Source organism: Paraburkholderia sp. SEWSISQ10-3 4, assembly GCF_030464785.1.
Classification (GTDB): Bacteria; Pseudomonadota; Gammaproteobacteria; order Burkholderiales; family Burkholderiaceae; genus Paraburkholderia; species Paraburkholderia aspalathi.
Genome location: NZ_JALPRI010000004.1, coordinates 1 through 26,712, shown reverse-complemented (window position 1 = coordinate 26,712; position 26,712 = coordinate 1). Strand labels below are relative to the sequence as shown.

The following is a 26,712-nucleotide window of genomic DNA, read 5'->3' as shown; positions in this document are numbered from 1 at the left end:
GCTCCTCCAGCGGTCAGCAGATGCGCGGCAGTTGCTCGCCCACCAGCATGTCGACGATGCGTTGTCCACCGAACGCGGTCTGCATGACGACAAGACCACCCGCGCCCGCCTCGCTCATCTCCACCGTACCGATTGCCGCCGCCTCGCGCCCCGCCGGATGCGCGCGCATGGCCGCGAGCACCCGCCCGGCTGCATCGGCGGGCACGACGGCCACCAGCTTGCCTTCGTTAGCCAGATACAGCGGATCGAGGCCGAGAATCTCGCACGCGCCTTTGACCTCCTCCCGCAACGGCAGGTCCGCTTCGCGCAGCCGTATCGTCACGTTCGAACTCTGTGCGAACTCGTTCAACACCGTCGCGACGCCGCCGCGGGTCGCATCGCGCAAACAATGAATCTGCGGACACGCATCGAGCATTGCCGCAATCAGGCCGTTGAGGGGGCAACAATCGCTTTCCACATCGGCTTCCAGGGCAAGCTGCTGACGTGCGACCAGAATCGCCGCGCCATGATCGCCGAGATAACCGTTGACGATCACGACGTCGCCGGGGCGTGCGTTGCGGGCTGAAATCGACACGTCGTGGCGCACCACGCCGATGCCGGCGGTGTTGATAAAGAGCTTGTCCGCGCAACCACGTTCGACCACCTTCGTATCACCCGTCACGATCGCGACGCCCGCTTCGAGCGCGACTCGCTGCATGCTCGCGGCAACACGCCGCAAGATATCGACGGCAAGACCTTCTTCGATCACCACCGCGCACGAGAGATATAACGGTGTCGCTCCGCACACGGCAAGATCGTTGACCGTTCCCGATACAGCCAGCGTACCGATGTCGCCACCTGGAAAGAACAGCGGATCGACTACGTAGCTATCGGTCGTAAACGCGAGACGGTCTCCATGCGTAGCAAGATCGGCGAGTGCGAAGACGGCCTGATCTTCCAGCGCCGCGAGCGTGGGATTGTCGAAGGTCGAGACGAATACGTCTTCGATCAGATCCCGCATCGCGCGGCCACCGCCGCCATGTGCGAGATTGACGGAAGCGTCGTGTATGCGGGCGACGCGGCGAGGCGCCGTGGGCTGTAGAGGGTCGGGCACGCGGTCGTTCATGAATGGCCTCGCGTGGCCGCCGTAGTGATCGTATCGTCAATCAGCGCAGGCGCATCAGGCACAACGGCCAAGCCGCTTGCGCCAAGGCACGCCTGGGCTGTCGCATCGGTTGATTTCGCGCTTTGCCGAGCAACGCGCCGCTCATCGATCCGCGATGTATCGATACGTCCATAGTTGTAGTAAGCTGCGCAGGCACCTTCGCTCGACACCATCAACGAGCCGAGCGGCGACTCCGGTGTGCAGGCGGTGCCGAACACCTTGCATTGATGCGGTTTGATGACACCCTTCAACACCTCGCCGCATTGACATGCTTTCGGATCGGCGATCTTCAGGTTCGGCACGTCGAACTTGCGCTCCGCGTCGAAAGCGGCAAACGTCTCACGAACCCTGACGCCCGAGTGATCGATCGAACCCAGTCCACGCCATTCGAAGAACTCGCGCGTCTCGAACACGCGCATCACCGCCGACAAAGCCTGCGCATTGCCGTCCTCGGTCACGATCCGGCCATACTGGTTCTCCACCTCGCAGCGCCCTGCTTCGATCTGCCGCAACACCATCCACATCGACTGCAATATATCGAGCGGTTCGAATCCCGCCACCGTAATCGGCTTGCGATAGTGCCGCGCGATGAAATCATAGGGCCGTGTGCCGATCACCATGCTGACGTGCCCCGGGCCAAGAAAGCCGTCGAGATGCAAGTCGGGCGAATCGAGAATCGCCTTGATGGTCGGGATGATCGTGATGTGATTGCAGAACAGCGAGAAATTGTGGATCTTTTGCGCGTGTGCCTGCAGGACCGTCATCGCAGTGCTGGGCATGGTCGTCTCGAAGCCAAGGCCGAAGAAAATCACCTCACGATCCGTGTTTTGTTGCGCGATCTTCAAGGCGTCGAGCGGCGAATAGACCATCCGCACGTCCGCGCCGTCGGCTTTCGCTTTCAGCAGGCTCTTCTTCGAACCCGGCACGCGCATCGCATCGCCGAAGGTCGTAAAGATCACTTCCGGGCGCTCGGCCAACGCAACGCAATCGTCGACGCGGCCCATCGGCAGCACACACACCGGGCAACCGGGACCATGCACGAACTCCACCGCATCGGGCAGCATTTGCTGAATACCGTAGCGGAAAATCGTATGGGTATGGCCGCCACACACTTCCATGATTTGCAGCGGCCGTTGTTTGGCGCGCTCGATGCGGGACACCAGCGCGCGGATTTCCTTCTCCAGCGTTTTCGCCTTGTGCGGATCGCGAAACTCATCGACGTATTTCATGGCGCACCTCCCTCCGCCGAGCTGGCCAGTCCAGCCGAACCGGCGAGGCCGCCGCGGTCGTCGGCGAGCAGGGTATGCACGAGGTCCCACAGAATGTGATAAATCGCGACGTGGGTCTCCTGCACGCGATGAATACTGTCGCTTCTCACCACGAGGCAGTGATCGACAGCCGCGCTGGCAGCCATGCGTCCGCCGTCGTGGCCGGACAGACCGATGGTCAGCAGGCCCATCTCTTTCGCTTTCGCAAAGGCGGTCAGCAGGTTTTCGGAATTTCCGCTGGTCGACACGCCGACCAGCGCGTCGCCACGCCGGCCTTGCGCCACCAGTTGCCGCACGAAAATATGGCTGAAGCCGACATCGTTGCCGACCGCAGTCATCATGGCCGTGTCAGCCACAAGGTTGATGGCGGTGAGTGCCGGGCGACCCGTGGTCACCGGATGCAGAAATTCGACGGCAATATGCGAGGCGTCGCAGCTCGAACCACCATTGCCCATGGTGAAGAGCCTGCCGTCGCGGCGGTACATCTCCGCAATCGCGTGAGCGATCCGCACTACTGCCGGGCCGTTTTCGTCGAAGAAGCGTTGTTTGGTGTCGACGCTGTCCTTGGCTTTCAGACGCACTGAATCGAGCAACGCCGCGTCGAGCTTGTCCGCGTCCTGGCGTGCGCCGTGCAGGAACGGATACAACGCCTGCAGAGATTCATGTTCGGGCATGCCGGTCTCCGTTGGCTTCCGATCGGACGCTTAAGGCGCGCTGCGCAATTCTTCGCGCAGTTCGTCCTGCAGTTCGCCCACCTTGGCCATGTCGTCCATCTCGCCCTGCGCGACGCCGAGTTCGTGCAATAACGCGAGCGTGCGCGCCGCTTCCTGCTCATCGAGCCGGCTCATCGCGAAGCCCACGTGCACCAGCACCCATTCGCCGACGCACGAGTTCGCCGTCCGTCCCTCGCCGATCACGAAAGCAATGTTGATCACGCGCCGCACACCGCCGACGTTGACGAGCGCGAGATCGTTCGCCGCATCGGTCACTTCGACGATCTGTCCCGGGATGCCCAAACACATGGTGTTCTCCCTTTAACCCGCTTGTGCGCCGCTACTTCCGCACTGCTACTTCCGCGCCACTACCGCTACACCGCCGCCTCAGCGCCACGATCAGAACCCGTCGCGCCCCTTGGCCGCCGCCACGACCGCCTGCCCCAGCGACAACCCACCGTCGTTAGCCGGCACCTGCCGGTGCGTCAGCACCCGAAAACCGGCTGCACCGAGCCGCCCGGCTACCTGTTCGAACAGGATGCGATTCTGGAAAACACCACCGGACAGCGCCACACTGCGCGCATCGACCGGGCCTGTCAGCAGGTCGGCCAGGCATTCGACCATTCGGACGATCGCAATGGCCAACCCCTTGTGAAATCGTGCCGCGACCACCGGCACGGATGTGCCGCGCAACAGGTCGTCCAGCAAGGTCTCCCACATCGGCTGCGGTTCGATGCAACGCAGGCCGTCCGGCATGGTGCTGATGATTTCAAACGGGTACGCATGGGCGTCGCTGTCGTTTCGCAGCGCGTGCAGATCGACCAGCGCCTCGAGCTCGATAGCCGCCTGCCCTTCATAAAGCACGCGCTCCCGGCACACGCCGAGTGTCGCCGCCACGGCGTCGAACAGACGCCCCACAGAGCTTGCCAGCGGACTATTGACGCGTTTCGCGATCATCGTATCGAGCGCGTCGCGCGGACGGCTGCTGAGGAACTGCTGTATGTCGAGTCCCGCGTATTGCCGCGTGAAGCCGCGCCAATCGAAAGCCGCCAGCAGATGCGCGTAAGCGTTGCGCCACGGTTCGTCTACGGCACGTGTGCCGCCGGGCATCGCAACCGGTTTGAATCTCCCGAGACGCGTGAAGCCGCGATAATCCGTCAGCATGAACTCTCCGCCCCACAGCGTGCCGTCGTCGCCATAACCGAGACCGTCGAGCGCGACGCCGAGCATCGGCAGCGCATCGAGCGCCACGCCGTTTTCCGCCATGCACGCGGCGAGATGCGCGTGATGGTGCTGCACTTCGACCGCCGGGACCTGCCATGTTTGTGCGAGGTCATAGCCGATCTTGCGCGATAGGTACTCGGGATGAAAGTCAAGCGCCACTGCCTGCGGTTCATGTTCGAACAGGCGCAGATACTGCGCCACCGAGCGACGATAGTCCGCATAGGTCAGCGCGTCTTCCAGATCGCCGAGATGGTGCGAGACGATTGCCTGCGCATTGCCCGCAAGGCAGAAGGTGTTCTTGAGTTCGCCGCCCATTGCCAGCACCGCCGGCGTTTCGGCGAAGCCCGCCGGCAACCGCAACGGAGCGGGCGCATAGCCACGCGCGCGACGCAGCACACGCGGTTCGCCCTGCACCACGCGGGCCACCGAATCGTCGACCCGGCGTGCGATATCGCGATCGTGCATCAGGAAAACATCGGCAATGCGACCGAGGCGCGCTCGGGCATCCGCGTTGTCGATGCACGGCGGCTCGTCGCTCGTGTTGCCGCTTGTCACCACGAGTGCCGTGTCGATCGACTCCATCAGCAACCGATGCAACGGCGTGGACGGCAGCATGAAACCGAGCGTGCCCACACCCGGCGCGACGCCAGATGCGACGCACTCCGCGCCGTCGGCGCGCAGGATGACGATGGGTCCTGCCGCGCTCTGCAGCAGGGCGAGCTCTGTCTCGTCGGGTTTGCAATAGCGGCGTACGGCCTGCAGGTCGCGCGCCATCAGTGCAAACGGTTTGCGCTCGCGCCGTTTCAATTGACGCAAACGGGCGACCGCGGCTTCATCGCACGCGTCGCAGGCAAGCTGAAAGCCGCCTAGGCCTTTAATCGCGACAATCGAACCATGCCGCAACAGCAGGCTTGCCGCACGACAGGGATCGTCGCCATCAGCCCGTGCGCCGTGCCGGGTTTCCAGCCAGACACGCGGGCCGCATACGGGACACGCAACCGGTTGCGCGTGAAAGCGCCGGTCGGCGGGATTCTCATACTCGGCGCGGCACGCTTCGCACAGGTCGAACGCGGCCATGGTCGTATTGGCGCGATCGTAGGGAATGGCCTGGACGATCGAAAGACGTGGTCCGCAATGCGTGCAGTTCGTAAACGGATAACGGTAACGGCGATTCGCCGGGTCGGCGATCTCCGCTGCACAGTCCGCACAGATCACTGCGTCAGGCGTGACGCCGGTCTGCACATGGCCGGTCTCGCTCGCCACGATGCGGAAATCGCTGGCCTCGGCCGCTTCACTCAGTTGATGCCGCTCGATGGCGTCGATGCGTGCGAGCGGCGGACACTCCGCGCTCAGGCTTTCGATGAAGCGTTGCAGCGTCCACGCATCGCCCCACGCATGGATCAGCACGCCGTCGCTATCGTTGCGCACGTCGCCGACCACACCGCACGCATGCGCGAGCCGCCATACGGTCGGGCGAAAGCCGACGCCTTGCACCAGTCCGCGCACACGGATTTCCTCACCGACCGGTCCGTGAACCATCGGGAGTGGAGGTGAAGACTGTCCTGCAGGCTGTGAATGCGTGCTCATGGCCACCTCCCTGACTGTTGTCGCCTACATGTTGCGGATACGGATATAGCGCTTGATGTCCTTCATATTCGCCATCACGCCCAGCACCAACGCCGGCAACAAGAGGTACTTCAGAAAGCCTTTCATGACGCCTCCCACTTCAGTTATTTCACACCGTATCCGTGACGGCCCACCGCTTAGCCGCCCGCAGCCCGAGCGCTCAGGCGGCTCGCGCGGGCAACCGTTCCATCCTTGCCATCACAAGCGTCACAGCCAGTTCGACCGCCTGCTCGACGACCGCCGCCACCGTGCCGCTCAACCCCATTCTTCCTTCCTCGCCATGCTCGAACCCGAAGTCTTGCGGCTCGCAACCGAGCACGACAATGTCCTCGCAGCCACCGCCCAGCATCCGCACCGTTTGCAGCACTTTGGCCGGATCCATTTCGTGCGGCGACATCAGAATCGGCGCCGCATACGGATCGCCCGGCTCATCGCCGGCGGCATTTTCCACGGACGGCTCGATCACATACAGCGTGCCCGGCGCGCAGCCGCGCTGTGTCGTGTCGATCAGAATCGCGCTGTCCACGCCGTCGAGCAGCGCATAGCAGAGATCGATGCCGCGAATGCCGAAGTCCGCCACGCTCACGCCGTCAGCGAACGCCGGCAATTCCCCGGCCGCCAGTTTCTCCCGCAGTCGGCGCACCACTTCGACGCCGAAACCATCGTCGCCGAGAAACACATTGCCGATGCCCGCCACCAGAATCGCGCTCATGCGTGCCCTCCTTTACGACTCGGTTGACTGAACGAGCCGAATGGCCGGGACGGGCCGGCGCCACTGACCAGGGGCTCGATTTCGTCCGGGCCGAAGAAGAAACGATGGCCGGGCATGCGCTGCAGGCCGAAGTCTTTGCCGGGGTCGTCGTCGACCGTCACGGCAACGTGCACGTGATCGTCGAAATCGCGCTCGATCGATTCGATCGTGGCAACCATGCCGCTCAGTGCGATATCGAAGATGTCCGCGCGACCGCGTGGACGCAAACGCACCTGATCGCCGATCCGGATCTCGACGCCCGCCACCCGCACGCAAGCCAGATGCGGCCGCGCGTCGAGTTCCGCCCATGGTGAGACCGGCATGGCGGGTGTTTCCAGCGGTGAAAATCCGCCGACACTCGCGCCGTCGAGTACGCGCACCTGCCGTAACGTGCCATGCAGCTTTTCCATCTGCTCGGCACCGAGACTTTCGGTACGTGCAAGCAAGGCACGCGCACGCTCGTCCGTGGCGATCATTTCGCGCTTTTCGTCGTCGGTCATGGTGAGAATGCGCAGCGTGAGGATTTCGTCGATCTCCGTGGAGTCGAATAGATCGCCGGCGCTTTCAGGCGCAATCTGCGGGAAGTCGTACAGAATGATCGGCGAGGCGAGCATCGTGTCGGGCTGTTGTTCGTCACCCACGAGAACGGGCCACACGCCGATGTTGCGGCTCGCGGCAGCAGCCGCGGCCAGCTCCGCGGGCGGATCGATGGAAGAAATCCACGTGCCGCCCTCGACGGTCAGTACCGTATGACAGGACACCAGCGCGTATAGGGAAGCCGCATCGCGCTTCAAATCGTGGGCATTGTCGAGCAGGGTCTCGTTGACGATACGCACCGTCAAACGATAAACGCCGGCGGCTACACTCGCGGCGCTCAATTCGACATGGCCTTGCAGCGAAGCGCGGATACGGCGCAGAGCGCCACGTAGCGTGCCTTGCCTGTCAGCGAGCGGTTCGAGATCGCTGGCGGCATCGAACGAAAAGGCGATCCGCAGCGGTGCGTCAAGCAATTCGCCCATCATCAGAACCGGCACGGCGATGTGCCGCTCGGCCGCTTCCTGCCATGGGGTGTAGCGCCGCTCGTCGATATCGAGCACGGGCACAGTGCGCCAGGCCGGCTCGCCCGACTCCGGCCGCGCGGCGGAACCCTCGTCCACGTCGAGTACCGTTCGCTCGATCACCTGCAGAAAACCGGGCCGCACGGCCACGCGGGTGTGCTCGTCGCCGCGCAGCAGACACTCGGTTTGCGTCACCCACGGATCGCTACCCGACCCCTCGGCATAGGCGCGCGGATACACGCCGCCGAAGGTCCAGCGTTGCCGGTTCTTTACCGAAGTCGGCCGGTATGGATACAGCATGTAGCCTTCGTACAGCACCGCCTGAACCACGCTCTCGACCGCATTCACGATATGTCCTCCTCGACGCCGTCGAGCAGGCTCGACACCGCCTGCTCCCAGCTCGTGAGACCCCGCCTGCTTTTGTAATGCGAGAGGCGATCGAAGACGTCCCGATGCAAACACAGCCAGGCGCCGTTCGGGTAGTAGCGGGTCATCATGTCGCGCCATAGCGCGACGGGTAGCCGGTACGCCGCTTCCTTGTGCCAGGGAATCGGCGCGGCCTGCAACGCGCCGTCGTCTTCGCGATAGAACACCGTGCCGCTGAATTGCAGCATCAGTGGAATCTCGCCTTCTTCAAGGCCGTGAAAATATTTGGTTGCGGCCACATTGAAGTCGTAGCTGCATGGCACCGGCAAATCGAGCGTGCATTCGCCGGCAAACGGTGGCGCGACTATCGACGTATGCGCCCATAGCAGCGTACGCAGCGTCTCGCCCCAACGCGGCGGCGCCCCGAACAGGTCCTCGAGTCCGTACTGCTCGGCGGGCGCGTAGCGGCGCTGCGTTGCTTCGATCTGGATCTGGCATTGCAACGTGATGCTGGCGATCTCTTCCTGCGCCGGGGTATTGGCGATACGCAGCCTGAACGTCAGCAGCGGCGCTGCGGCGAACGGCACGACTTCCGCCGACTCGACAGTGAACTCGAGATCAGGCATGGAGCAGGCCCTCCGGCACGCGGCCATGGGCCTTCAGTGCGGCGAAGAAACGATGAATCGAATCCCACGCCTCCCTGCCGCCGGACAGTCCGCGCCACCGCGCGCGAATCACGCCGGTTAGCGCGTAGCACTGGTCGATCGGCACACGGTAGTAATCGCGCGCGCCTTCGCTGCGGTTGACCAGCAGCGCTTCGACGTCGGGTTGCAGTTGCGCGAGCAACGGGTTTTCCGCGACCAGTTCGTCCCACGCCCGCAGTTCCAGTAACGATTGCGTGCCGCCGGCGGGTCCAGGATACAGCGCCACGACGCGTTGCGCCGCGCTGTCATGAAAGAAGAACGCGATATCGATAGGAATCGCCAGCGCGTCCCATTGCGCATCGCTCATGCGAAAACCGTTGAGATAGTGTGCGTCGCGCGGCACCGGACGATAGCGCGCATTCTGCTGACTGCCGAACAGTAGCGCGCACGCGCGGCAACAGCAAAAGAGCTTTCGTTTGGCGGTTTCGAACAGATGCGGATGATCGGGCAGTAGCGGCAGGCCGCACAACTCGCACTGTATGTCGTCGGCGTTGCGCACGAATTGGCGCAGCCGCGCGACCCAGCCGCGTGTCGGAGCGGCGGGCGTCATTGCGCGCCGGCCTCGGTCCGGCTTGCTACCTCATTTGCTACCTGATTTGTCACGTCCTTTGCTACGTCATCCGCCGCATCGGTGTGATGCGGCACAAAGCGCAGCTCGTGCACATTGACGTCCGTCAGACCTGCAATCTCGACACGCATCGCTTCCGGCGCTGCTTCGAAAATCGCACGTTCGATTTCCTGCTGCAATTCGCCCACTGAGTTGTGCTTGCCCTGCAGACGGCCGGCCACGCGCACACGCACGGCCTCCTCCGCGGCGTCGAGCAACTCGATCTGGATGCCCTGTACGCCAAGCAACGGCCGCATCTTCTCGACTGCACGCGACACGCGCGTCGGCAGATCCTGCGGATGCAAGCCGTGCAACAGCAGCAACGCGGACACACCAGCGTCGCGCTCGAACGCTTCGATCATGGCGTCATCCATCACGCCCGCCTCGGACACGATCTCCATCAGCCGTGCGAGCCCGTTCGTATGCAGATCGAGGACGACCTGCAGCAGTTCTTTCGCCGGCTCTCTCGCGCGCGGATCGTCGAGCGCTTCCAGCGCCGCAATCAATTCCTCGATGCGGCGTTGCTGGGCGACGACCGCGCTCTCGTTGCTCACGTGTGCGCTCCCTGCATCACGCCAAAGGTCGGCGAGTGCGACGTATCGATCGTCTTGCCGTTGCCGACGTACATATGCACGCCACACGGCAGGCACGGGTCGAAGCTGCGCACCGCGCGCATGATGTCGATGCCCTTGAACTTGTCCGGGCCGTTCTCTTCGAAGATCGGCGTGTTCTGCACCGCGTCTTCATAGGGCCCAGGCGTACCGTAGATATCGCGCGGATTGGCGTTCCACGGCGTGGGCGGATACGGATGATAGTTGGCGATCTTGCCGTCGCGGATCACGAGGTGATGCGAGAGCACGCCGCGCACCGCTTCGTGGAAACCGCAGCCAATGCCCTCTTCCGGCACCGTGAAGTCGCTGAACGTACGAGTGCGTCCAGCGTGCAATTCGGCCAGCGCCTGCTCGGCAAAGTACAAGGCCGCAGCCGCTGAATACGCCTGAAAATACGTGCGGGCGCGATCGCGTTCAATCGCATTGCTCCACTTCGGAATCTTCCATTCGAATTCGACTTCGGGCTTGAGCGCGGTCTTCGGCAAATAGATCTTCACGCTGTGACCCGTCGCCTTGATATAGCCGATATCGACCAGACCCGCCAACGCGGTGGCCCACAAGCGCGCGATCGGTCCACCGCCGGTATCGAGCGCAAGGTGATCGCCAGTGCGCTTGTCGAGCCAGCGCGGCGACATCACCCACGTGTAGTTGCCGTCGAATTTGCGCTTCTGCGGGTGCGGCAGCGTGGTCTGATTCCACGGATGCTTACGGTCCACCGGATTGCCGAGCGGATCGTTCTTGACGAAGGTCTCTTCGTGATCCCAGTCGTCGTAATAGGAACTGCCCAGCAGGATGCGGATGTTCAGGTTGATATCCACGAGATCGGTCGTCACCAGTTCGCCGTCCACCACCACGCCCGGCGTGACGAACATGCCACGGCCCCATTGCGTCATCGTGTTGTAGTTGTAGTCGCATACGTTCGGGTCCTGGAACGACCCCCAGCAACCGAGCAGAATGCGACGGCGGCCGACTTCTTCGTAACCCGGCAACGCTTCATAGAAGAAGTCGAACAGATCGTCATGCAACGGCACGACTTTCTTCATGAACTCGACGTACTTCATCAAGCGCGTGATGTAGTCCGTGAACAACTGAATGGTCGGCACCGTACCCACACCACCGGGATAAAGCGTCGACGGATGCACGTGACGTCCTTCCATCAGGCAGAACATCTCACGTGTATAGCGGCTGACCATCAAGGTCTCGCGATAGAACTCGCCGGTGAACGGATTGAGCGCGGTCATGATGTCCGCGATGGTTTTGTAGCCGTGCTTGTCCGCGTGCGGCGCAGGTGTTTTCTGTGCCTTGTCCCACACGCCGGGATTGGTTTCCTTGACCATCCTCTCGCAGAAATCCACGCCTACGAGGTTGTCCTGGAAGATGTTGTGGTCGAACATGTATTCGGCCGCTTCGCCCAGATTGACAATCCATTCGGCAATTGCCGGCGGCTTCACACCGTAGGCCATGTTCTGCGCGTACACCGAACAGGTCGCGTGATTGTCGCCGCAGATTCCGCAGATGCGGCTCGTGATGAAGTGCGCGTCGCGCGGGTCTTTGCCCTTCATGAAAATGCTGTAGCCACGAAAGATCGACGACGTGCTGTAGCACTCCGCCACGCGGCGGTTCGCAAAATCGATCTTGGTGTAAATCCCCAGACTGCCGACGATCCGCGTAATCGGATCCCAGTTCATGTCGACCAGCTTGCCCGGCGCTGCCTGGGTACTGGTGGTCGCTTCAGGTGCGGTACTAACGGCCATGACCTTCTCCCTGCTGACAAGTCGAATTCCGCCAACTACGCCGCCAGATCAGCGACGGTAGCCGGTAGTGAGTTTCGAACCGTTGTGACGCCATTTCGGCTCGTCGTTGAGCGTGTTCCTGGTCAGCTTGCGCAGACTGCGAATCAGCGGCCCATAACTCTTGATGAGATTCGACGACAGCACCGCTCCTGGCGGCTCATCCATGAACGGCATGAACTTGTCGGGAAAGCCTGGCATCGTGCAGCCAATGCAAATACCCCCCACATTCGGACAGCCGCCAATGCCGGCCATCCAGCCGCGTTTGGGCACGTTGCATTGCACGACCGGCCCCCAGCAACCCAGCTTGACGATGCAATTCGGGCTGCCGTATTCGGTGGCGAAGATCGCCTGCTCGTAGGAGCCCGCGCGATCGCAACCGTCGTGAACGGTGCGCGTAAACAACCACCTCGGCCGCAGCGCTTCGTCGAGCGGAATCATCGGCGCGAGGCCGGCCAGTTGATAGAGCAGATAGAGCAACGTCTCCATGAAGTTGTCCGGCTGCACCGGACAACCCGGCACGTTGACGATCGGCAAGCCCGCTTTCGACTTCCAGTCCCAGCCGAGATAGTCGGCGAGGCCCATGCAGCCGGTCGGATTGCCTTCCATCGCGTGAATGCCGCCGTAGGTCGCGCAGGTGCCCGCGCCGACCACCGCCAGCGCGCGCGGCGCAAGCCGGTCGAGCCATTGCGGAATCGTGATCGGTTCCTGCGTATCGGGGTCGGTGCCCAGTGCGGCCCAATATCCTTCACGATTGATACGTTCGTTTGGAATCGACCCTTCCATTACCAGCACGAAGTTCTCAAGCTCGCCACGCGCGGCCTGATGAAACGGCTTGAGAAACTCGTCGCCGTTTTCATACGCCAATACGGGGTTATGCAAATGCACCTTTGGTAGACCGGGAATAGCACCAAGAATTACATCCTCGATGCTCGGCTGAGTCGCCGCGGTAATTGATACCGAATCACCGTCGCAGCCGAGGCCCGCGGTAATCCAGATGATGTGCACTTCCTTGAGAGCCGGCGCGTGCTGAGTCTTGCGCCCATAGGGGACGTTGTCTGCTTCTGCCATGATGAGTGTCTCCACTGCGAACCACGTTCTTTTCAGGTCAGGCAAAGATACGTGGCGAGTGCCGCACGGCAGTCACGTGTCCAGCAATCGATCGATAAGTATTCCGCGCGATGCGGTTAAAAGGATCGGATTTGCTGCATGTATTGTTGGTGATAGGTGCCCACCGTGATGAGCCCGAAAAACTTTTTTGAGTATAGTTCAGCGATACGAAATAACCCAATTTCCGTAACTAACTCACTAAACTACGCGCAGCGTATTGGACCGATAAGGACTCGGCAGGCGTGCCTTTTGTAATTCTCTGACGATAGCCCTTAAGGGTTTAGCTCAATGCCGCGTAAGCGTCATCAATCGCGACCGTTGATCTGCCGCCACGCTCACGAGTGGATCTCGAGTTCTTCGAATCGCATCCATTTGTAAACCGCGACCGACAATAACCAGCTCGCCAGAAATACGCCGATGATCGCGTAGCCGATCATGCCGAAGTTCTCATTCAGACTGCCCACCACCTGCCAGAATCCGCCATTCAGATGCAGCTTGTCCGCCAGTAATCCGAGGCCTTCTATGCCGCCGACAAGAAGCGCGACAAGCACCGAGATCGTCGTGATGGTGACGTTGTAGTAGAGCTTGCGGACCGGCTTCACGAAGGCCCATCCATAGGCGCCCAGCATCAGGATGCTGTCGGTCGTATCGATCAGCGTCATGCCGGCCATGAACAGCACCGGAAACACCAGGATCGACCAGATCGACATGCCTTGCGCGGCGCCGGCAGCGGATATGCCGAGCAGCCCGACTTCGGTTGCCGTATCGAAACCCAGCCCGAACAGAAAGCCGAGCGGGTACATGTGCCAGCTCCTGCTGATCAGACGGAACAACGGTCGGAAAATACGCGCGAGCAAACCGCGATTCGCAAGCAGCATGTCGAGATCTTCATCGACATAAGGCTCGCCTCGGCGCACGCGCCGAAAAGCGCGCAGCACCGAGCGCAGCACGATCAGATTCAGGAGTGCAATGGCAAACAGGAAGAACGTCGACACCAGCGTGCCGATCATGGCGCCGGTTTCCTTGAAGCCACTTATACGGCTTTGCAACGCCATGGCGGTCGCCGCAATGCCGATGGTCGCGAGAACGACGATGGTGGCGTGGCCGAGCGAAAACATCAGTCCGACCGTCACCGGACGCTGGCCGGACTGCATCAGTTTGCGCGTGACGTTGTCGATGGCCGCGATATGATCCGCGTCCACCGCATGCCTCAGACCAAACGAATAAGCCAGCAGGCAGGAGCCCATCAGCAGCGGATAGCCGCGGAATGCCACGAAGGCCGCCACCCAAGCCGCGATATTGAAAGTAAGTAGTAACGCGTACAGCCATGCGATCTGGCGGCGCTGATGGCCGTTTTCCTCGCCGAGGAGCGCCTTCACAAACTCCACCATGGGTTCTCTCCCGGGAGGCCAAGGCCGGCTGCGTTGCACAGCCAGGCGCTTAACGCCTGCATTCGATGATAGTACTTTTCAAGCGCATCCGATCCCGGGCGAACTCGGACACGCCGCGCCACCATTGCGATGACGCAGCGCGGCACGATTTCAGTGCTACTTCACGTCGAATGCATAGTCGCCATGCGTGCGATGCCCATCTGAGGCCACCGCCACCCAATGCACGGTGTAGTGACCCGCCGCGAGCGGCGGCAGCGGCACGGCGATCGCCGCCGCTTGATGGGCGTCGACTGCGGACTTCTCCGTGTTGACCTGCTTGCCGCTCGCGTCGGTCACCGTCAACGAGCTGAATGACGGCTCGAGCGGCCCGTCGAATATCACGCGGACCTGAGCGGGCGACGCCACCGTCGCGCCGGCACCCGGCTCCTGCTTCTGCGGAAATACATGGGCGAAAGCGGCACTCGCGAACGCGAGCCCGGCAATCAGCAAGGGCACCTTCGCTGCGGCGCGCAGCCAGTCATGTCGATCGTTTTTCATCGCTTGCTCCTGCGTTACGGTGTTCATACGTTACTGTTACTGGAAGAGAGGCTTGCCGATAGTAGTGGGCGCGACATCGTCGAAGAAAATATGCGCCTGAACCAGAATGCCCACATGCGAGCCGCTAGCGCGGTTGATCGGGATTTGCGCTTCAACGCCGAACTGGCCATAACGGTTGATCCAGATGAAGCCCGGATTGACCGTGCCGGTTGTCTGCCCCTGGCTTCTCGAGAGCGGAACTTCCACCAGCGGAATCACGTTCGCCAACGGCTGCGGCAAGCCGATGTCGTGCACGTGCTGCTGCAGATACGGCAAGCTGTATTGCACCGTGAAGCCATAGTTGAAGGCGTTCGGCTGCCCCGCTCCTGTTGTCAGCGCCGGGCCGGCTTCGCCCGTGATTGCGATCGGCCGCAAATATGCAAGCGATGCAGGGAGATCGCCCATGCCCTTGCCGGCGTAAATCGTCGGCGAGATCGTCGAAAAGTTGTCCGCAATCGCTCGGTTTCCCGTGCCGCCGAGTTCAGCGTTCACACCGACCGAGGTCATGAACTCGTGTTCATCGTTGACGTAGAGCAAGTACTTCAGACCGACACCGAAGTTGTCGAAGCCACGCGCTTTGGGATTGTTTTGCATCGCGTAGGTGCCGTCTACCGAGACCGCCAGTCGCGGTGTGATCAGCTTGTCGTACTCGAAGTCGAATGTATTGATGCTTTGATCGCCGGCGTCGCCGGGTACGCGCTGATGGCCGTACTCGAGGTTGGCTTCGTCGCCGACACCGGGATCGTCGACGGCCATTGTCGACGGAAAGACGCGATTACCTGCAATCGCGTGAGCACTGGCGAAGGAAGGAGCGAAGAGAAATACGCTGGCGGTCGCCGCAACGAGCGACGCCGCGCGCAGCGGTAGCGCGCTGCGCGTTGCCTGGGTTTGCATGGTTCATCCTGTTCATGGGTCGTGACAATGCCGGCGCGCGCGTCAACTAACGGACGTGCGGCGGCATCGCGATGCGCTCATGGCATCGCAACGGTATGACTCGAATCAGGATGCGAACGGAGGGGCGCGGGGCTGCGCGAAGGTGAGCGGCTCGACGCGGCGAACGCGTTCGAAGCGGGTCGCGACGGTGTGCTGGACAGCACGGACGGTGACGAAAAACAGCGCCTCGACGCTGGGCACCGCCGGCATGTGAGCGAGCAGACTGCAATAGCCGCAGGCGTCGCCGTCGGACATGGCAGCGTGTTGAGCGTGTGTGCTGCCGGAGTTGTCCGATGCCTGATCGTGCATGAAGGACATGGAGGGCATCGACGACATGGCGCCCATGTCCGGCATGGAAGCCATCGACGGCATCGAGCAATGCTCGCCTCCCACTCCGGCTTCACCGCCATTGCGTGCGGCGAGCGAATGGGAGATCGTTGGCGCGAGCGTAGCCGTCAGGATCGCAAACAATCCCAGCCAACTGCCGATCCTCCGATGGAAACGACTCAACATGCGCCCGGCGACACGATAAGAAGCTGTCGCAGATTATGCCATGGCCTAACGCGTGTCCTGGCCGCCAAGGCGCCGGTTATGCCGAACATTTGGCCGATACGCAGCAGACAGTGGACAATGCCTCATCCCGGCTACCGGCACGGAGTGCCCATGAAAGCGTATCGCCCGCGTCCCCCGCATTTTCCCGGCGATCAGTCGCACGCCGAGTGGCGCGATCACACCTTGCCATACATCATCGTGGCCGCGCTGATCGTGCTGATCATCACGCTCATCGTCTGGGTGGTCGATCCGGCGCCGCCGAAGACCATCACCATCAGCGCGGGTCCGCACGATAGCTCGTTCCTCGTCACCGCGAATCAGTACAAGAAGATCCTCGCCCGCAACGGCATCACGCTGAAGGTGCTGGAGTCCGATGGCTCGGTGCAGAATCTAAGCCGTCTGCTGGATCCGAAGCAGCACGTCGATCTCGCGCTCGTCCAAGGCGGTGTGGCCGATGGGCTCGATACTTCGTCGCTGATGTCGCTCGGCAGCGTTTTCTATATTCCGGTGGTGGTGTTCTATCGCGGCTCGGGTATCAGCGAGCTTTCAGAACTGGAGGGCAAACGGATTGCAATCGGCCGCGAAGGCAGCGGCACGCGCCTCCTCTCGCTCAAACTGCTGGAAGCAAACGGCATCCAACCAGGCGGCAACACGGTGCTGGTGCCGAGCGACGGCATGCAGGCCGCCACGCAACTCGTGGCCGGCGACGTCGACGCGGCGATCCTCAACGGCGACTCCGCGACACGCGGCCTGATGCTGCGGCTCCTGAAAGTGCCCGGCATCTCGGTGATGGATTTCGATGAAGCGAGCGCCTATACGCGTCTCTTTCCCTACCTCGACGAGATCGACCTGCCGCCCGGCGTGCTGGATCTCAGGCGCAGAATTCCGCCCGACACCATCCATCTGATCAGCCCGACGGTCGAGCTCGTGGCCCGGACCGGTCTGCATCCGGCGATTTCCGACTTATTGATCGAGGCCGCCCAGGAGGTGCACGGCATGCCGGGGCTGTTGCAGCGCGCGGGGGAGTTTCCGAGTCCGGTCGCCCATGAATATCAGATCAGCGAAGACGCGCAGCGCTACTACAAGACCGGCAAGAGTTTTCTATACCGCACGCTGCCGTTCTGGCTCGCGAGCATCGGCGATCGCACGCTCGTTCTGCTGCTGCCGATGGCGGTGTTGTTGTTTCCGGCGATGCGCCTGATCCCGGCGCTGTACCGGTGGCGCGTGCGCTCGCGTATCTATCGCTATTACGGGGCGCTGATTGCGATCGAACGTGGCGCACTGGCCGATTCGACCGAGGAGGAACGCAAGCAGCTGTTCGCGGAGCTCGATCATATCGAGGCCTCGCTGAGCCGCTTGCGTATGCCGCTCGCATACGCCGACGCGTTCTATGTGCTGCGCGAGCACGTCGGCTTCGTGAGGGTCCGACTGGCGGCGCAAGGCAGCCGCCTTTAACCGGGCGGCGGGCCTTTTCTTTACGCTTTACGCTTCGGCGGTGGCCGACGGTGCTGCCGGCGGTGTAGCCGATTCAGCGTCGGGGGTGTCCGTCGAAGCGACTTGCGGCTGGCTCTCTGCCTCGGCTTGCGGAGTGGCCGACGCAGCAGAAGCATTGGCGGACGAATCAGCCGACGAAGCCGCTGCTTTCGCCGCGCCCCTGCCCGCACGATGCGCCTGCAGACGCTGCGCGCCGGCCGCTTCCTGCGCCGTCACCTTGCCTGCTTCGCCACCCGTCAGATCGACGCGCGCGGCGCCTTCAACCAGGCATTTCCAGTAGCGGCTGCCACGGCACCAGGTTTTGATCGCGTCGCGCAACTCGGCTTCGCTCAGCGACAGCTCCTTCGCATGAACCACGAGGTCCTCGAAGATGCCAACCTTCAGCGGCAGCTTGGGCGCCGGATTCTTCGGGAAAACATTCGGGAAGCGCTTTTGCAGTCTCCCGATCGATTTCACCACCGGGTCCACCGGCTTCGCGTCGGCCGCAGGCCTGGCGTCAGCCGCCGGCTTGGCGTCTGTCGCTGGCTTGTGACCAGGCGCGGCACGACGCGGCGGCGACGGCTTGCGCGCGGGCTTCGCACCGGGCTTGGCGACCGGCTTGGCCGCAGGCGCAGCTTCGGCGCGTGCCGCGGCCAGTTGCTTCTTTAATTCAGCAAGTTGTTCGAAACCCATAGCGCACAATCAATCGAGAAAGACAGGATTGTAGCAGCGTGTTGAAACATGCTCGTGAGAGGCGGTGAGACGCCGCGCGCCAGCAGTGGCGAACCTTCTGCTATGGCACGATTAAACTCGATACTTTCCGCCCCGCTTGCCGCGTTCGCATTTCAGTGAGCGCGAATAAAGCCCGTATTTCATTGCGCTTTTCGAAGGATGGAGTTGAAGATCTTGTTTTTTGCCGCCAAGGTAAAAACAGAGGAAAAAATTAGCTTTTGACCGCCACAGGCACCGTCACCTCAACCGCCGTCAGGCCAAAAACCGACACGCACAAGCCGGGCCGGCCGGCATTGTTGCGCAGGGAAAGCTGCAGTTGATGCCGTGCGGCGATCCGGGCCACAATCGCCAGCCCAAGTCCGCTGCCGTCTCCCTGGGCTTCCTCCCCGCGATAGAAGCGGTCGAAAACCCGCTCGATCTCAGCCTCCGGGATCCCGGACCCGCTGTCCACGACATTGAACCCCACGCGCTCGCCCGACCGTTTCAGAATCACGTCGACACGCCCACCCCGCGGCGTATGCCGGATCGCATTGTTGATCAGGTTCCCCAACAGGACACTCATCCCGTGCGGTTCAGCCAGCACCGTGTAGACATCGTAGTTCGCGCGCGCGTCTTCACACTCAAGCCCGAGATCGATCTCCCTCGTCTCCGCGAGCAGCGAAAAATCGCCGACGACCTGCTCGCCGATCCGGCGCAGACTCACCGGCACCATCGACGTCACCGGATGCGCATCCTCACGCGCCAGCGTCAACAACTGCTGCACCAGGTGAATGATCCGGTTGACCCGTCCCTCGACGCGCTCCAGCGTTTGCCCCTCGCCCTTTAGCGAGCCGTCACGGGAAGCCGCCTGCAATTGCAGCTTCAGCGCCGCAAGCGGCGAGCGCAGCTCATGTGCGGCGTCGGCGATAAACGTGCGCTGCGCCTGCGATGCAACGTTCAGACGTTGCAGAAGATCGTTGAGCGCTTGTACCAGCGGCTTGATTTCAACCGGCACGCTGCCGTCCAGATGCAATGGCTCCAGCGAATCGAGCGAACGGGTCGTCAGTGCGCGCGTCAGGCCACCGATCGGCGCCAACCCCCTTGCCACCACCAGCAACACCAGCACGATCGTCACCGGCACGAGCACGCCGAGCGGCCAGAGCGTATGCAGCGCCAGTTTCAACGCGAGGTCTTCGCGCACGGAGATCGGCTGTGCAACCTGGACATAACGGTCGCGCTGTTCCACCCCGAACGTGCGCCAGTGATTCTCGCCGCGCTCGACCGTGCTGAAACCGGCAGGCAAACGCGAGAATACCGGCGCCTGCCTCGAGTGATAGATGAGATTGCCGGAGCGGTCCCAGATTTCGATCACGACGCGGTCGTCAGCCAGGTCGCCCAGGTCGGGATTGCGATGTTCGCCGTCGCCAGCGCCGGCCAGATTCGACGGCAACGACAGCGCCACGGTACGCAGTTCGTAGTCGAACAGTTCGCCCGCTTCTTCGCGTGCGGTGTGAAAAATGCCGAAGCCGGCCGCGCCCGAGGCCGCGGCCAGACCGAAAATCAGCCAGCCCAGCAGCCAGCGGCGAATCGACGTCATCAGCACCTCTTCAGACGGTAGCCCACGCCGCGCACGGTCACCACCTGCTCCGCGCCGATCTTGCGCCGCAAGCTGTGCACGTGCACTTCGATGGTGTTGCTGCCCACCTCCTCGCCCCAGCCGTAGAGCTTCTCTTCCAGTTCAGGTTTGGTGAACACGCGCGTAGGCTCTTCGATCAATGCCTGCAGCAAGGCGAACTCGCGCGGCACGAGCGGCAGCAATTCGCCGCCTTTGGTGACTTCGTGCGCCGCGGGATCGAGTGTGAGATCGCCGTGCGCATAGACGGGCTGCTTCTGGCCAGTGCGCCGCCGCAAGAGCGCGCGCACGCGCGCGGCCAGCTCGTCGAGGTCGAATGGTTTGATCAGGTAATCGTCGGCGCCCGCATCGAGGCCGCGAATCCGCTCATCGACCGCGTCGCGCGCGGTCAGGATGATCACCGGCGCGGCGCCTCCGTTCTTGCGGTACGCATTGAGCACGTCGATGCCGTCCTTCTTCGGCAGGCCGAGATCGAGCAGCACGAGGTCATACACGCCGTTGCCCAGCGACAGTTCCGCCGCGCGGCCGTCTTCAGCCCAGTCGATTGCGTAGCCCGAGCGGCGCATCGCGCCCAGAACCGTCTCGGCAATCATGTCGTCGTCTTCGACCAGTAGCAGACGCATGGCCTCTCCTCTCTCCAGTTTGCCCGCATTGTCCGGCCCGTTAGCTTAACGCTTCCTTATGCGTCCCTTAGGAAACGCTTAGGGGACGCTTAGGCGAGGCTTAATGTCCGTTAAGCGTTCCTTAAGCACCCCGTCAGCAGAATCGGCACCTGTTTGGCGACAGCCGTTCGCGGCCGTCTCACCTTTTGTTCAGGAGCCGGATTTTGCCCGTTTTCAACACCGCTACAGCGGCGCGGTTGCGCGTGCTCGTGCCGATCTGCGCGATGCTGCTCGGCGGCTGCACGTGGTATCACCGCGAGCCGCTCGCAGCGCAGGATACGTCGACCTCGGCCCGTTCGCTCGAACGCATCCAGATCGATCCGTCCACCATGCCGCTGCCTGAACTGGCCACGCATCGCTTCGATCCGTCCGATGGGCTCGACATCGACGAAGTCGCGATGCTCGCAGTGGCGAACAATCCCGACCTGAAGCTGGCCCGCGACGATCTCGGCATTGCCCGAGCGCAGGCCTATTCAGCCGGATTGCTGCCCGACCCGCAACTGAGCGTATCGAGCGATTACCCGGGCGCGGCCGGCGCCACGCGCGCGTTCAATTATGGTTTGAGCATCGACGTGATGGCGATCGTGCTACGCAGCGCGAACAAACAATCCGCCGACGCGACGGTCGCCAAAACAGACCTCGGGCTGCTGTGGCAGGAATGGCAGATCGTCGCCCAGGCGCGGCAATTGTTCATCAAGACGCGCTTCCAGCAGGACACGTTGCCGCTGCTGCAACAGCAGCGCGACCTCGCGCGCACGCGCTATGAGCGCATGGCCGAAGCGCACCGCGACGGCAATCTCACCGACGACACGCTGACAGCCGCACTCACCGCCTACAGCGACGCACGCAAGCAATATACAGACGCCGAACGCGCCGCGGAACAGACGCATCATGATCTGAACGCGCTACTCGGCCTTTCGCCGGAGGTGCAGTTGTCACTCACCAGCAGCGAAGACGCGACCGAACTGTCCGACGCGACGCTCGACGCAGCGCTGGCCAAACTCGCGCAACGCCGCCCCGATCTGATCGCGCTGCAGGCAGGCTATGAAGCGCAGGAGCAGAAATACCGCGCGGCAATTCTCAGCCAGTTTCCGAGCCTTTCCGTGGGTTTCGTGCGTGCGCGCGACACCTCGAACATCTACACCAGCGGCTTCCAGATCAATCTGAGTTTGCCGATCTTCAACCGCAATCAAGGCAACGTCGCGATCGAAAAAGCGACGCGTCAGCGCCTGCGCGACGAGTATCAGTCGCGCCTGAACCAGGCTTATGCCGATGTGGCCCATCTACGCACGGACAGCGTAATTCTCACGCGACAGTTGCAGCAGACCGAAGCCGCGCTGCCCGACGTCGATCTCACCGCGCAGCATGCGGCCGCTGCCTACGCGCAGCACGAACTCGTGCTCGGTGCCTACACCGATGCAGAAAGCGCCGCGCTCACCAAACGTGTCGACGTCGCCACGCTGCGCGAATCGCTCGCCGAACAACGCGTCGGCTTGCAGGCGTTGCTCGGCAGCGCGATCCCCGACGCCTTTACCTCCGCTCAGACCTTCACCGAAACTCATGCGAAATAGCCCACTAGCAGCGCGGCGGCCGCGCATCGCCGCGTATGCGATTTCTCTCGCCTGCGCTGCACTGATGAGCATCGGCGTGCATGCGGCCGATGCGGCTAGCGCGTCCGCTGGCGACGATGCGGCCGACCAGGCCGTCGTATCCGTGCAAACCGTACGGGTGCAGCGCGCCGTCATCGCGCAACCGGTCCGCGCGTATGGCATCGTCGCCGCGTCCGCGTCGAATCTGACCACGGTTAACCTGCCTTACCTCGCGCGTATCGTGCAGATGCGCGTGCAAGCCGGCCAGAGCGTGACGCGCGGCGCGCCGCTTTTCGTCGTGCAGGCCGACCCTGCCGCAGTATTGGCCGCCACTCAGGCGAAGAGCGCGGTGACACTGGCGCAAGGCGAACTGGCGCGCACGCAATCGCTGTACGACAAAGGGCTCGCCACGCAATCGCAACTCGCCACGGCCCGCAAGGCCGCCGAGGACGCGCAGCAGGCGCTCGCGGCGCAAAGCCAGACGGGCGTCGCGAGCGGCAACAAGATCGTCACGGCGCCGATCGACGGCGTGGTTTTGCAGATAACGGCGGCACAGGGCGATCAGGTGCAGCCCGGCGCGGCGATCCTGCAGCTGGCAGGCGGAAACGGCAAGGATGCCCGCGCGAATGTGATGCTTGGCGTCGAACCGTCGGACATCCCTGCTATCCATGCCGGCGACACGGTCACGCTGCACGGCCTGTCCACCTCGCTCGCCAAGGCCGCAGCGGACGGCCACGTTGTGCTGGTCGGGGCATCGATCGATCAGCAAAGCCAGCTCGTCAACGTCGGCGCGAACGTCCCGCTCGGACAGAGCGCATTCATTCCAGGTACGCGTGTCAGCGCCGATATCGCGACGCGCAGCGGCACGCATTGGGTCGTGCCGCGTGCCGCCGTGCTGAAAGACGACAAAGGCGCGTACGTATTCCAGATCACGCCGCAAAACAAGGCGCGCCGCGTGGCCGTGGTCACGCAGGTCGAGAACGGCGAGCGCTACGGCGTGGACGGCCCGATCGACGCTGCTGAAGGCCTCGTCGTCAGCGGCAACTATGAATTGAAGGACGGCATGGCGGTGCGGGCTGGCGGAGGCGCGCCGCGATGAATTTCGGTCAATGGATGCAGAAGCACCGGCGCTCGCTGCTGTTCGTGATCGCGCTGCTGGCGATCGCGGGCGCACTCACCGCGTTCCGCCTGCCGATCTCGCTGTTCCCGAACGTCGCGTTTCCACGCGCCGTCGTCTCGCTCGACGCGGGCGACCGCCCTGCTGAACAGATGGCCACACTCGTCACGATGCCCGTCGAAGAAGCGCTGCGACGCGTGCCGAACGTTCGCGATGTCGAATCGACCACGAGCCGCGGCGCCGCGGAAATCTCGATCAATTTCGACTGGGGCACCGACATGGCTCAGGCCACGTTACAGGCGCAGTCGGCCATCAGCGAGATCCTCGCGACGCTGCCGCAAGGGACCTCGATGCAGGTGCGGCGCATGGACCCAACCGTGTTCCCGGTGCTCGCGTATAGCTTGACATCGAACCAGCAATCGCTGTCGGCGCTGCGCGATCTCGCGCAGTTCCAGATGCGCCCGTTGCTGTCGTCAGTAGAGGGCGTGGCGCGCGTCGAAGTGACGGGTGGCGCGCAGGACGAATTCGAAGTCGCGATCGATCCGGCGCGCCTTGCCGCCTACAAGATCTCGCTCCCGGATGTATCGAAAGCGATCGGCGCGAGCAACGTACTGATGGCCACGGGCCGCATCGAGGATCATTACAAGCTGTACCTCGTGATTGCCAACACCACGATCACGCAACTCGACGAACTGCGCAACGTGGTGGTGTCGACCAACGGTGCGACCCAGATCCGCCTCGGCGACATCGCAACGGTTCGCCAGGGCGTCGTGCCGCAATGGATGCGCGTCACCGCCGACGGCCAGGACGCCGTGCTGCTCAACGTCTATCAGCAGCCGGGCGCGAACAGCGTGGCGATGGCCAAGGCGATCCGCGCAAAGCTCGCCGACTTTCAGCACCAGATGCCGGTGGGCGTGCATCTCTCGAACTGGTACGACCAGAGCGAACTGGTGATCGCCTCGGCGACCAGCGTGCGCGACGCGATCATGATCGGCGTGGTGCTGGCCGCCTTCACGCTGTTTGCCTTCCTGCGCAACTGGAAGATCACCGCGATCGCGGTCGCGCTCGTGCCGGTCGTGATGGCCGCGACGATCCTGCTGCTCGACGTGTTCGGCATGGGCTTCAACATCATGACGCTCGGCGGCATGGCGGCTGCGGTCGGCCTCGTGATCGACGACGCCATCGTGATGATCGAACACATCGTGCGACGCATGCGCGAAGGCGGTGCGCACAAGTTCCATGGCCGCGTGATGGCGGCGGCGCTTGAATTCACGCGGCCGCTTGCCGGCTCGTCGGCGGCGACGCTGATCATTTTCGTGCCGCTCGCGTTTTTGTCGGGCGTGACGGGTGCGTTTTTCAAAGCGCTCTCGGTGACGATGGCAAGTGCCCTGTTCATTTCGTTTCTCGTCACGTGGCTCGCGGTGCCGATACTGTGCGACCGCTGGCTGAAACCGAAGGACGCCGAGGAACACAAGGAAACCCGCTTCGCTTCCTGGATGAACCGGCGCTACGACTATCTGATCGAGCACGTCACGGCACGCCCGGTTCTCGTACTGCTCGGCCTGGTGCCGCTGATCGTGGTGGCCGCATTCGCGTTCACGCGCGTGGGCAGCGGCTTCATGCCCAGCATGGACGAAGGCGGTTTCGTGCTCGACTATCACACCGAGCCGGGCACATCCGTCACGGAAACCGACCGCTTGATGAAGCAGATCGAGGGCATCATCCGCGCGAATCCGAACGTTGCAACTTACTCGCGCCGCACCGGCGCCGGACTCGGCGGCGACCTGAACGAGCCCAACAAGGGCGACTTCTTCGTGCGGTTGAAATCGACTGGCCGCGAGCCGATCGAAACGGTGATGGAAGAAATCCGCTCGAAGATCGAAACGCAGGTGCCCGGCGTGAACATCGAACTTGCGCAACTGATGGAAGACCTGATCGGCGACCTGACCGCGGTGCCGCAGCCGGTGCAGATAAAAATTTATTCCGACGACCAGAACACACTCGACACCACCGCACGCAAGGTCGCCGCGCAGATCGGCAAGATTCAGGGCGTGGTGGACGTGAACGACGGCATCAATCCGGCGGGCGACGCGCTCGAATTGCACATCCGCCCTGAGGCCGCAGCCGCCGAGGGCATGGACCCGCAGTCGATTGCGCAGGCCGTGTCCGACATGGTGGAAGGCAACGTTGCGACGCAATTCCAGACCGGACCGAAGACGGTGGGCGTGCGGGTGCGCGTGGCGGGCGCACTGAAGCTCACCGATACGCAACTGGGACTGCTGCAGATTCGCGCACCGGACGGCCATCTGTTCGCGTTGAACCGTGTTGCCGATCAGGTGACGGTGACGGGCCAACCGGAGATCAGCCGAGACAATCTCAAGCGGATGGTGGCGGTGACGGCGCGCATCGACGGCCGCGATCTGGGCTCGACGATCGCGGATGTGCAGAAGGCGCTAAGTGACAAGAGCTTGTTGCCGACCAGCGTGTATTACGAACTGGGCGGCTTGTACCAGCAACAGCAGATTGCTTTCAAGGGTTTGTTGAGCGTGTTCGGTGCTGCGATTGCGTTGGTGTTTGGATTGCTGCTGTTTCTGTACGAGCGTTTCCGGATTGCGCTGGCGGTGATGGCGATGCCGTTGCTCGCGGCGGGCGCTGTGTTTATTGGGTTGTGGATCACCGGTATCGAGTTGAACATCTCCGCGATGATGGGGATGACGATGATTATCGGTATCGTGACCGAGGTGGCGATTTTTTATGTATCGGAGTTGCAGGGGTTGGTGCGGGATGAAGGTATTGCGGTTGAGGAGGCGCTAATCGCGGCTGGGAGGAATCGGTTGCGGCCGATTGCCATGACCACTATTGCGGCTATTTTGGCGCTGCTGCCGCTTGCTTTTGCCCTTGGGCAAGGGGCTGCTATGCAGCAGCCTTTGGCGGTTGCTATTATTTCTGGGTTGATTGTGCAGTTGCCGTTGGTGTTGGTTTTGTTGCCGGTTTTGTTGAAGTTGTTGATGAAGGAAGGGCCCATTTAATGGGCTGGGGTTTTGCCTGCGCGGCGCTTGTTGTTCGTGGCTCTGGCCTTGGTGCCTTTCCTTGCATTGTTAGT

Annotated in this window: 23 protein-coding genes; 4 read left to right on the top strand and 19 right to left on the bottom strand. The window is 62.6% G+C overall.

Annotated elements, in window-relative coordinates; genetic code table 11:
• Positions 1–13 precede the first annotated feature (13 nt).
• The 16 genes from hypE to M0D68_RS11270 form a co-directional block, all read right to left on the bottom strand.
• Complete coding sequence (gene hypE, locus M0D68_RS11345) at positions 14–1,105, bottom strand: hydrogenase expression/formation protein HypE (RefSeq protein WP_266212768.1); 1,092 nt, start codon at positions 1,103–1,105, stop codon at positions 14–16.
• A complete protein-coding gene (gene hypD / locus M0D68_RS11340) occupies positions 1,102–2,373 on the bottom strand; it encodes a hydrogenase formation protein HypD (protein WP_266224260.1) in 1,272 nt (423 codons plus the stop codon). The genes hypE and hypD overlap by 4 nt, the downstream gene beginning before the upstream one ends.
• Entirely contained in the window at positions 2,370–3,086 is a 717-nt protein-coding gene (locus M0D68_RS11335; RefSeq protein ID WP_266224259.1) for an SIS domain-containing protein, read from the bottom strand. The genes hypD and M0D68_RS11335 overlap by 4 nt, the downstream gene beginning before the upstream one ends.
• Positions 3,087–3,116: 30 nt before the next feature.
• The gene (locus tag M0D68_RS11330; protein ID WP_093642850.1) at positions 3,117–3,434 is read right to left on the bottom strand and encodes a HypC/HybG/HupF family hydrogenase formation chaperone; all 318 of its coding nucleotides are present in this window, start codon (positions 3,432–3,434) and stop codon (positions 3,117–3,119) included.
• A gap of 90 nt (positions 3,435–3,524) precedes the next feature.
• A complete protein-coding gene (gene hypF / locus M0D68_RS11325) occupies positions 3,525–5,936 on the bottom strand; it encodes a carbamoyltransferase HypF (RefSeq protein WP_266224258.1) in 2,412 nt (803 codons plus the stop codon).
• A 199-nt stretch (positions 5,937–6,135) separates the two neighbouring features.
• On the bottom strand, positions 6,136–6,687 hold the full coding sequence (locus M0D68_RS11320) for a hydrogenase maturation protease (protein ID WP_093642856.1): 552 nt from the start codon (positions 6,685–6,687) through the stop codon (positions 6,136–6,138).
• A complete protein-coding gene (locus M0D68_RS11315) occupies positions 6,684–8,132 on the bottom strand; it encodes a hypothetical protein (protein WP_266224257.1) in 1,449 nt (482 codons plus the stop codon). The genes M0D68_RS11320 and M0D68_RS11315 overlap by 4 nt, the downstream gene beginning before the upstream one ends.
• A complete protein-coding gene (locus tag M0D68_RS11310; RefSeq protein ID WP_266224256.1) occupies positions 8,129–8,776 on the bottom strand; it encodes a DUF6084 family protein in 648 nt (215 codons plus the stop codon). The genes M0D68_RS11315 and M0D68_RS11310 overlap by 4 nt, the downstream gene beginning before the upstream one ends.
• Complete coding sequence (locus tag M0D68_RS11305) at positions 8,769–9,404, bottom strand: DUF5947 family protein (protein WP_266224255.1); 636 nt, start codon at positions 9,402–9,404, stop codon at positions 8,769–8,771. The genes M0D68_RS11310 and M0D68_RS11305 overlap by 8 nt, the downstream gene beginning before the upstream one ends.
• Entirely contained in the window at positions 9,401–10,015 is a 615-nt protein-coding gene (locus M0D68_RS11300) for a NifU family protein (RefSeq protein WP_266224254.1), read from the bottom strand. Before M0D68_RS11300 ends, M0D68_RS11305 begins: the two co-directional genes overlap by 4 nt.
• A complete protein-coding gene (locus M0D68_RS11295) occupies positions 10,012–11,826 on the bottom strand; it encodes a nickel-dependent hydrogenase large subunit (RefSeq protein WP_211707222.1) in 1,815 nt (604 codons plus the stop codon). Before M0D68_RS11295 ends, M0D68_RS11300 begins: the two co-directional genes overlap by 4 nt.
• A gap of 48 nt (positions 11,827–11,874) precedes the next feature.
• The gene (locus M0D68_RS11290) at positions 11,875–12,933 is read right to left on the bottom strand and encodes a hydrogenase expression protein HypE (RefSeq protein ID WP_054043013.1); all 1,059 of its coding nucleotides are present in this window, start codon (positions 12,931–12,933) and stop codon (positions 11,875–11,877) included.
• A gap of 374 nt (positions 12,934–13,307) precedes the next feature.
• Complete coding sequence (locus M0D68_RS11285) at positions 13,308–14,363, bottom strand: HoxN/HupN/NixA family nickel/cobalt transporter (RefSeq protein WP_200619376.1); 1,056 nt, start codon at positions 14,361–14,363, stop codon at positions 13,308–13,310.
• A gap of 156 nt (positions 14,364–14,519) precedes the next feature.
• Positions 14,520–14,900 carry a copper resistance protein CopC gene (locus M0D68_RS11280; protein WP_200568181.1) on the bottom strand — a complete coding sequence of 127 codons (381 nt, stop codon included), beginning with the start codon at positions 14,898–14,900 and terminating at the stop codon, positions 14,520–14,522.
• Between the two features lie 36 nt (positions 14,901–14,936).
• Positions 14,937–15,833: a hypothetical protein gene (locus tag M0D68_RS11275; RefSeq protein WP_266224253.1), complete on the bottom strand. Its 897-nt coding sequence runs from the start codon at positions 15,831–15,833 to the stop codon at positions 14,937–14,939.
• 105 nt (positions 15,834–15,938) lie between these two features.
• Positions 15,939–16,385 carry a DUF2946 domain-containing protein gene (locus M0D68_RS11270; RefSeq protein ID WP_266224252.1) on the bottom strand — a complete coding sequence of 149 codons (447 nt, stop codon included), beginning with the start codon at positions 16,383–16,385 and terminating at the stop codon, positions 15,939–15,941.
• Positions 16,386–16,535: 150 nt separating this feature from the next.
• On the opposite strand from M0D68_RS11270, the gene M0D68_RS11265 reads away from it, so the two are divergent.
• Positions 16,536–17,879: a TAXI family TRAP transporter solute-binding subunit gene (locus tag M0D68_RS11265; protein ID WP_200619379.1), complete on the top strand. Its 1,344-nt coding sequence runs from the start codon at positions 16,536–16,538 to the stop codon at positions 17,877–17,879.
• Positions 17,880–17,906: 27 nt separating this feature from the next.
• Here the strand turns inward: M0D68_RS11265 and M0D68_RS11260 are convergent, their stop codons facing one another.
• The 3 genes from M0D68_RS11260 to M0D68_RS11250 form a co-directional block, all read right to left on the bottom strand.
• The gene (locus M0D68_RS11260) at positions 17,907–18,590 is read right to left on the bottom strand and encodes a ProQ/FinO family protein (protein ID WP_200619380.1); all 684 of its coding nucleotides are present in this window, start codon (positions 18,588–18,590) and stop codon (positions 17,907–17,909) included.
• 250 nt (positions 18,591–18,840) lie between these two features.
• A complete protein-coding gene (locus M0D68_RS11255) occupies positions 18,841–20,205 on the bottom strand; it encodes a HAMP domain-containing sensor histidine kinase (RefSeq protein WP_211701354.1) in 1,365 nt (454 codons plus the stop codon).
• Positions 20,205–20,864: a response regulator gene (locus tag M0D68_RS11250; RefSeq protein ID WP_093642898.1), complete on the bottom strand. Its 660-nt coding sequence runs from the start codon at positions 20,862–20,864 to the stop codon at positions 20,205–20,207. The genes M0D68_RS11255 and M0D68_RS11250 overlap by 1 nt, the downstream gene beginning before the upstream one ends.
• Before the next feature lie 203 nt (positions 20,865–21,067).
• Between M0D68_RS11250 and M0D68_RS11245 the strand changes: the two genes are divergently transcribed.
• Genes M0D68_RS11245 through M0D68_RS11235 form a run of 3 tightly spaced genes read left to right on the top strand, consistent with a single transcriptional unit; the run spans position 21,068 to position 26,638 of the window.
• Positions 21,068–22,474: a TolC family protein gene (locus M0D68_RS11245; RefSeq protein ID WP_211707226.1), complete on the top strand. Its 1,407-nt coding sequence runs from the start codon at positions 21,068–21,070 to the stop codon at positions 22,472–22,474.
• Positions 22,464–23,591: an efflux RND transporter periplasmic adaptor subunit gene (locus M0D68_RS11240; RefSeq protein ID WP_200619382.1), complete on the top strand. Its 1,128-nt coding sequence runs from the start codon at positions 22,464–22,466 to the stop codon at positions 23,589–23,591. Before M0D68_RS11245 ends, M0D68_RS11240 begins: the two co-directional genes overlap by 11 nt.
• The gene (locus M0D68_RS11235; protein ID WP_266224251.1) at positions 23,588–26,638 is read left to right on the top strand and encodes an efflux RND transporter permease subunit; all 3,051 of its coding nucleotides are present in this window, start codon (positions 23,588–23,590) and stop codon (positions 26,636–26,638) included. Before M0D68_RS11240 ends, M0D68_RS11235 begins: the two co-directional genes overlap by 4 nt.
• The last annotated feature ends 74 nt before the right edge of the window (positions 26,639–26,712 follow it).

Coding starts and splice junctions, on each gene's coding strand:
- hypE (WP_266212768.1), bottom strand. CDS start 1,105: ATGAACGACCGCGTGCCCGACCCTCTACAGCCCACGGCGCCTCGCCGC.
- hypD (WP_266224260.1), bottom strand. CDS start 2,373: ATGAAATACGTCGATGAGTTTCGCGATCCGCACAAGGCGAAAACGCTG.
- M0D68_RS11335 (WP_266224259.1), bottom strand. CDS start 3,086: ATGCCCGAACATGAATCTCTGCAGGCGTTGTATCCGTTCCTGCACGGC.
- M0D68_RS11330 (WP_093642850.1), bottom strand. CDS start 3,434: ATGTGTTTGGGCATCCCGGGACAGATCGTCGAAGTGACCGATGCGGCG.
- hypF (WP_266224258.1), bottom strand. CDS start 5,936: ATGAGCACGCATTCACAGCCTGCAGGACAGTCTTCACCTCCACTCCCG.
- M0D68_RS11320 (WP_093642856.1), bottom strand. CDS start 6,687: ATGAGCGCGATTCTGGTGGCGGGCATCGGCAATGTGTTTCTCGGCGAC.
- M0D68_RS11310 (WP_266224256.1), bottom strand. CDS start 8,776: ATGCCTGATCTCGAGTTCACTGTCGAGTCGGCGGAAGTCGTGCCGTTC.
- M0D68_RS11305 (WP_266224255.1), bottom strand. CDS start 9,404: ATGACGCCCGCCGCTCCGACACGCGGCTGGGTCGCGCGGCTGCGCCAA.
- M0D68_RS11295 (WP_211707222.1), bottom strand. CDS start 11,826: ATGGCCGTTAGTACCGCACCTGAAGCGACCACCAGTACCCAGGCAGCG.
- M0D68_RS11290 (WP_054043013.1), bottom strand. CDS start 12,933: ATGGCAGAAGCAGACAACGTCCCCTATGGGCGCAAGACTCAGCACGCG.
- M0D68_RS11285 (WP_200619376.1), bottom strand. CDS start 14,363: ATGGTGGAGTTTGTGAAGGCGCTCCTCGGCGAGGAAAACGGCCATCAG.
- M0D68_RS11280 (WP_200568181.1), bottom strand. CDS start 14,900: ATGAAAAACGATCGACATGACTGGCTGCGCGCCGCAGCGAAGGTGCCC.
- M0D68_RS11275 (WP_266224253.1), bottom strand. CDS start 15,833: ATGCAAACCCAGGCAACGCGCAGCGCGCTACCGCTGCGCGCGGCGTCG.
- M0D68_RS11270 (WP_266224252.1), bottom strand. CDS start 16,385: ATGTTGAGTCGTTTCCATCGGAGGATCGGCAGTTGGCTGGGATTGTTT.
- M0D68_RS11265 (WP_200619379.1), top strand. CDS start 16,536: ATGAAAGCGTATCGCCCGCGTCCCCCGCATTTTCCCGGCGATCAGTCG.
- M0D68_RS11260 (WP_200619380.1), bottom strand. CDS start 18,590: ATGGGTTTCGAACAACTTGCTGAATTAAAGAAGCAACTGGCCGCGGCA.
- M0D68_RS11255 (WP_211701354.1), bottom strand. CDS start 20,205: ATGACGTCGATTCGCCGCTGGCTGCTGGGCTGGCTGATTTTCGGTCTG.
- M0D68_RS11250 (WP_093642898.1), bottom strand. CDS start 20,864: ATGCGTCTGCTACTGGTCGAAGACGACGACATGATTGCCGAGACGGTT.
- M0D68_RS11240 (WP_200619382.1), top strand. CDS start 22,464: ATGCGAAATAGCCCACTAGCAGCGCGGCGGCCGCGCATCGCCGCGTAT.
- M0D68_RS11235 (WP_266224251.1), top strand. CDS start 23,588: ATGAATTTCGGTCAATGGATGCAGAAGCACCGGCGCTCGCTGCTGTTC.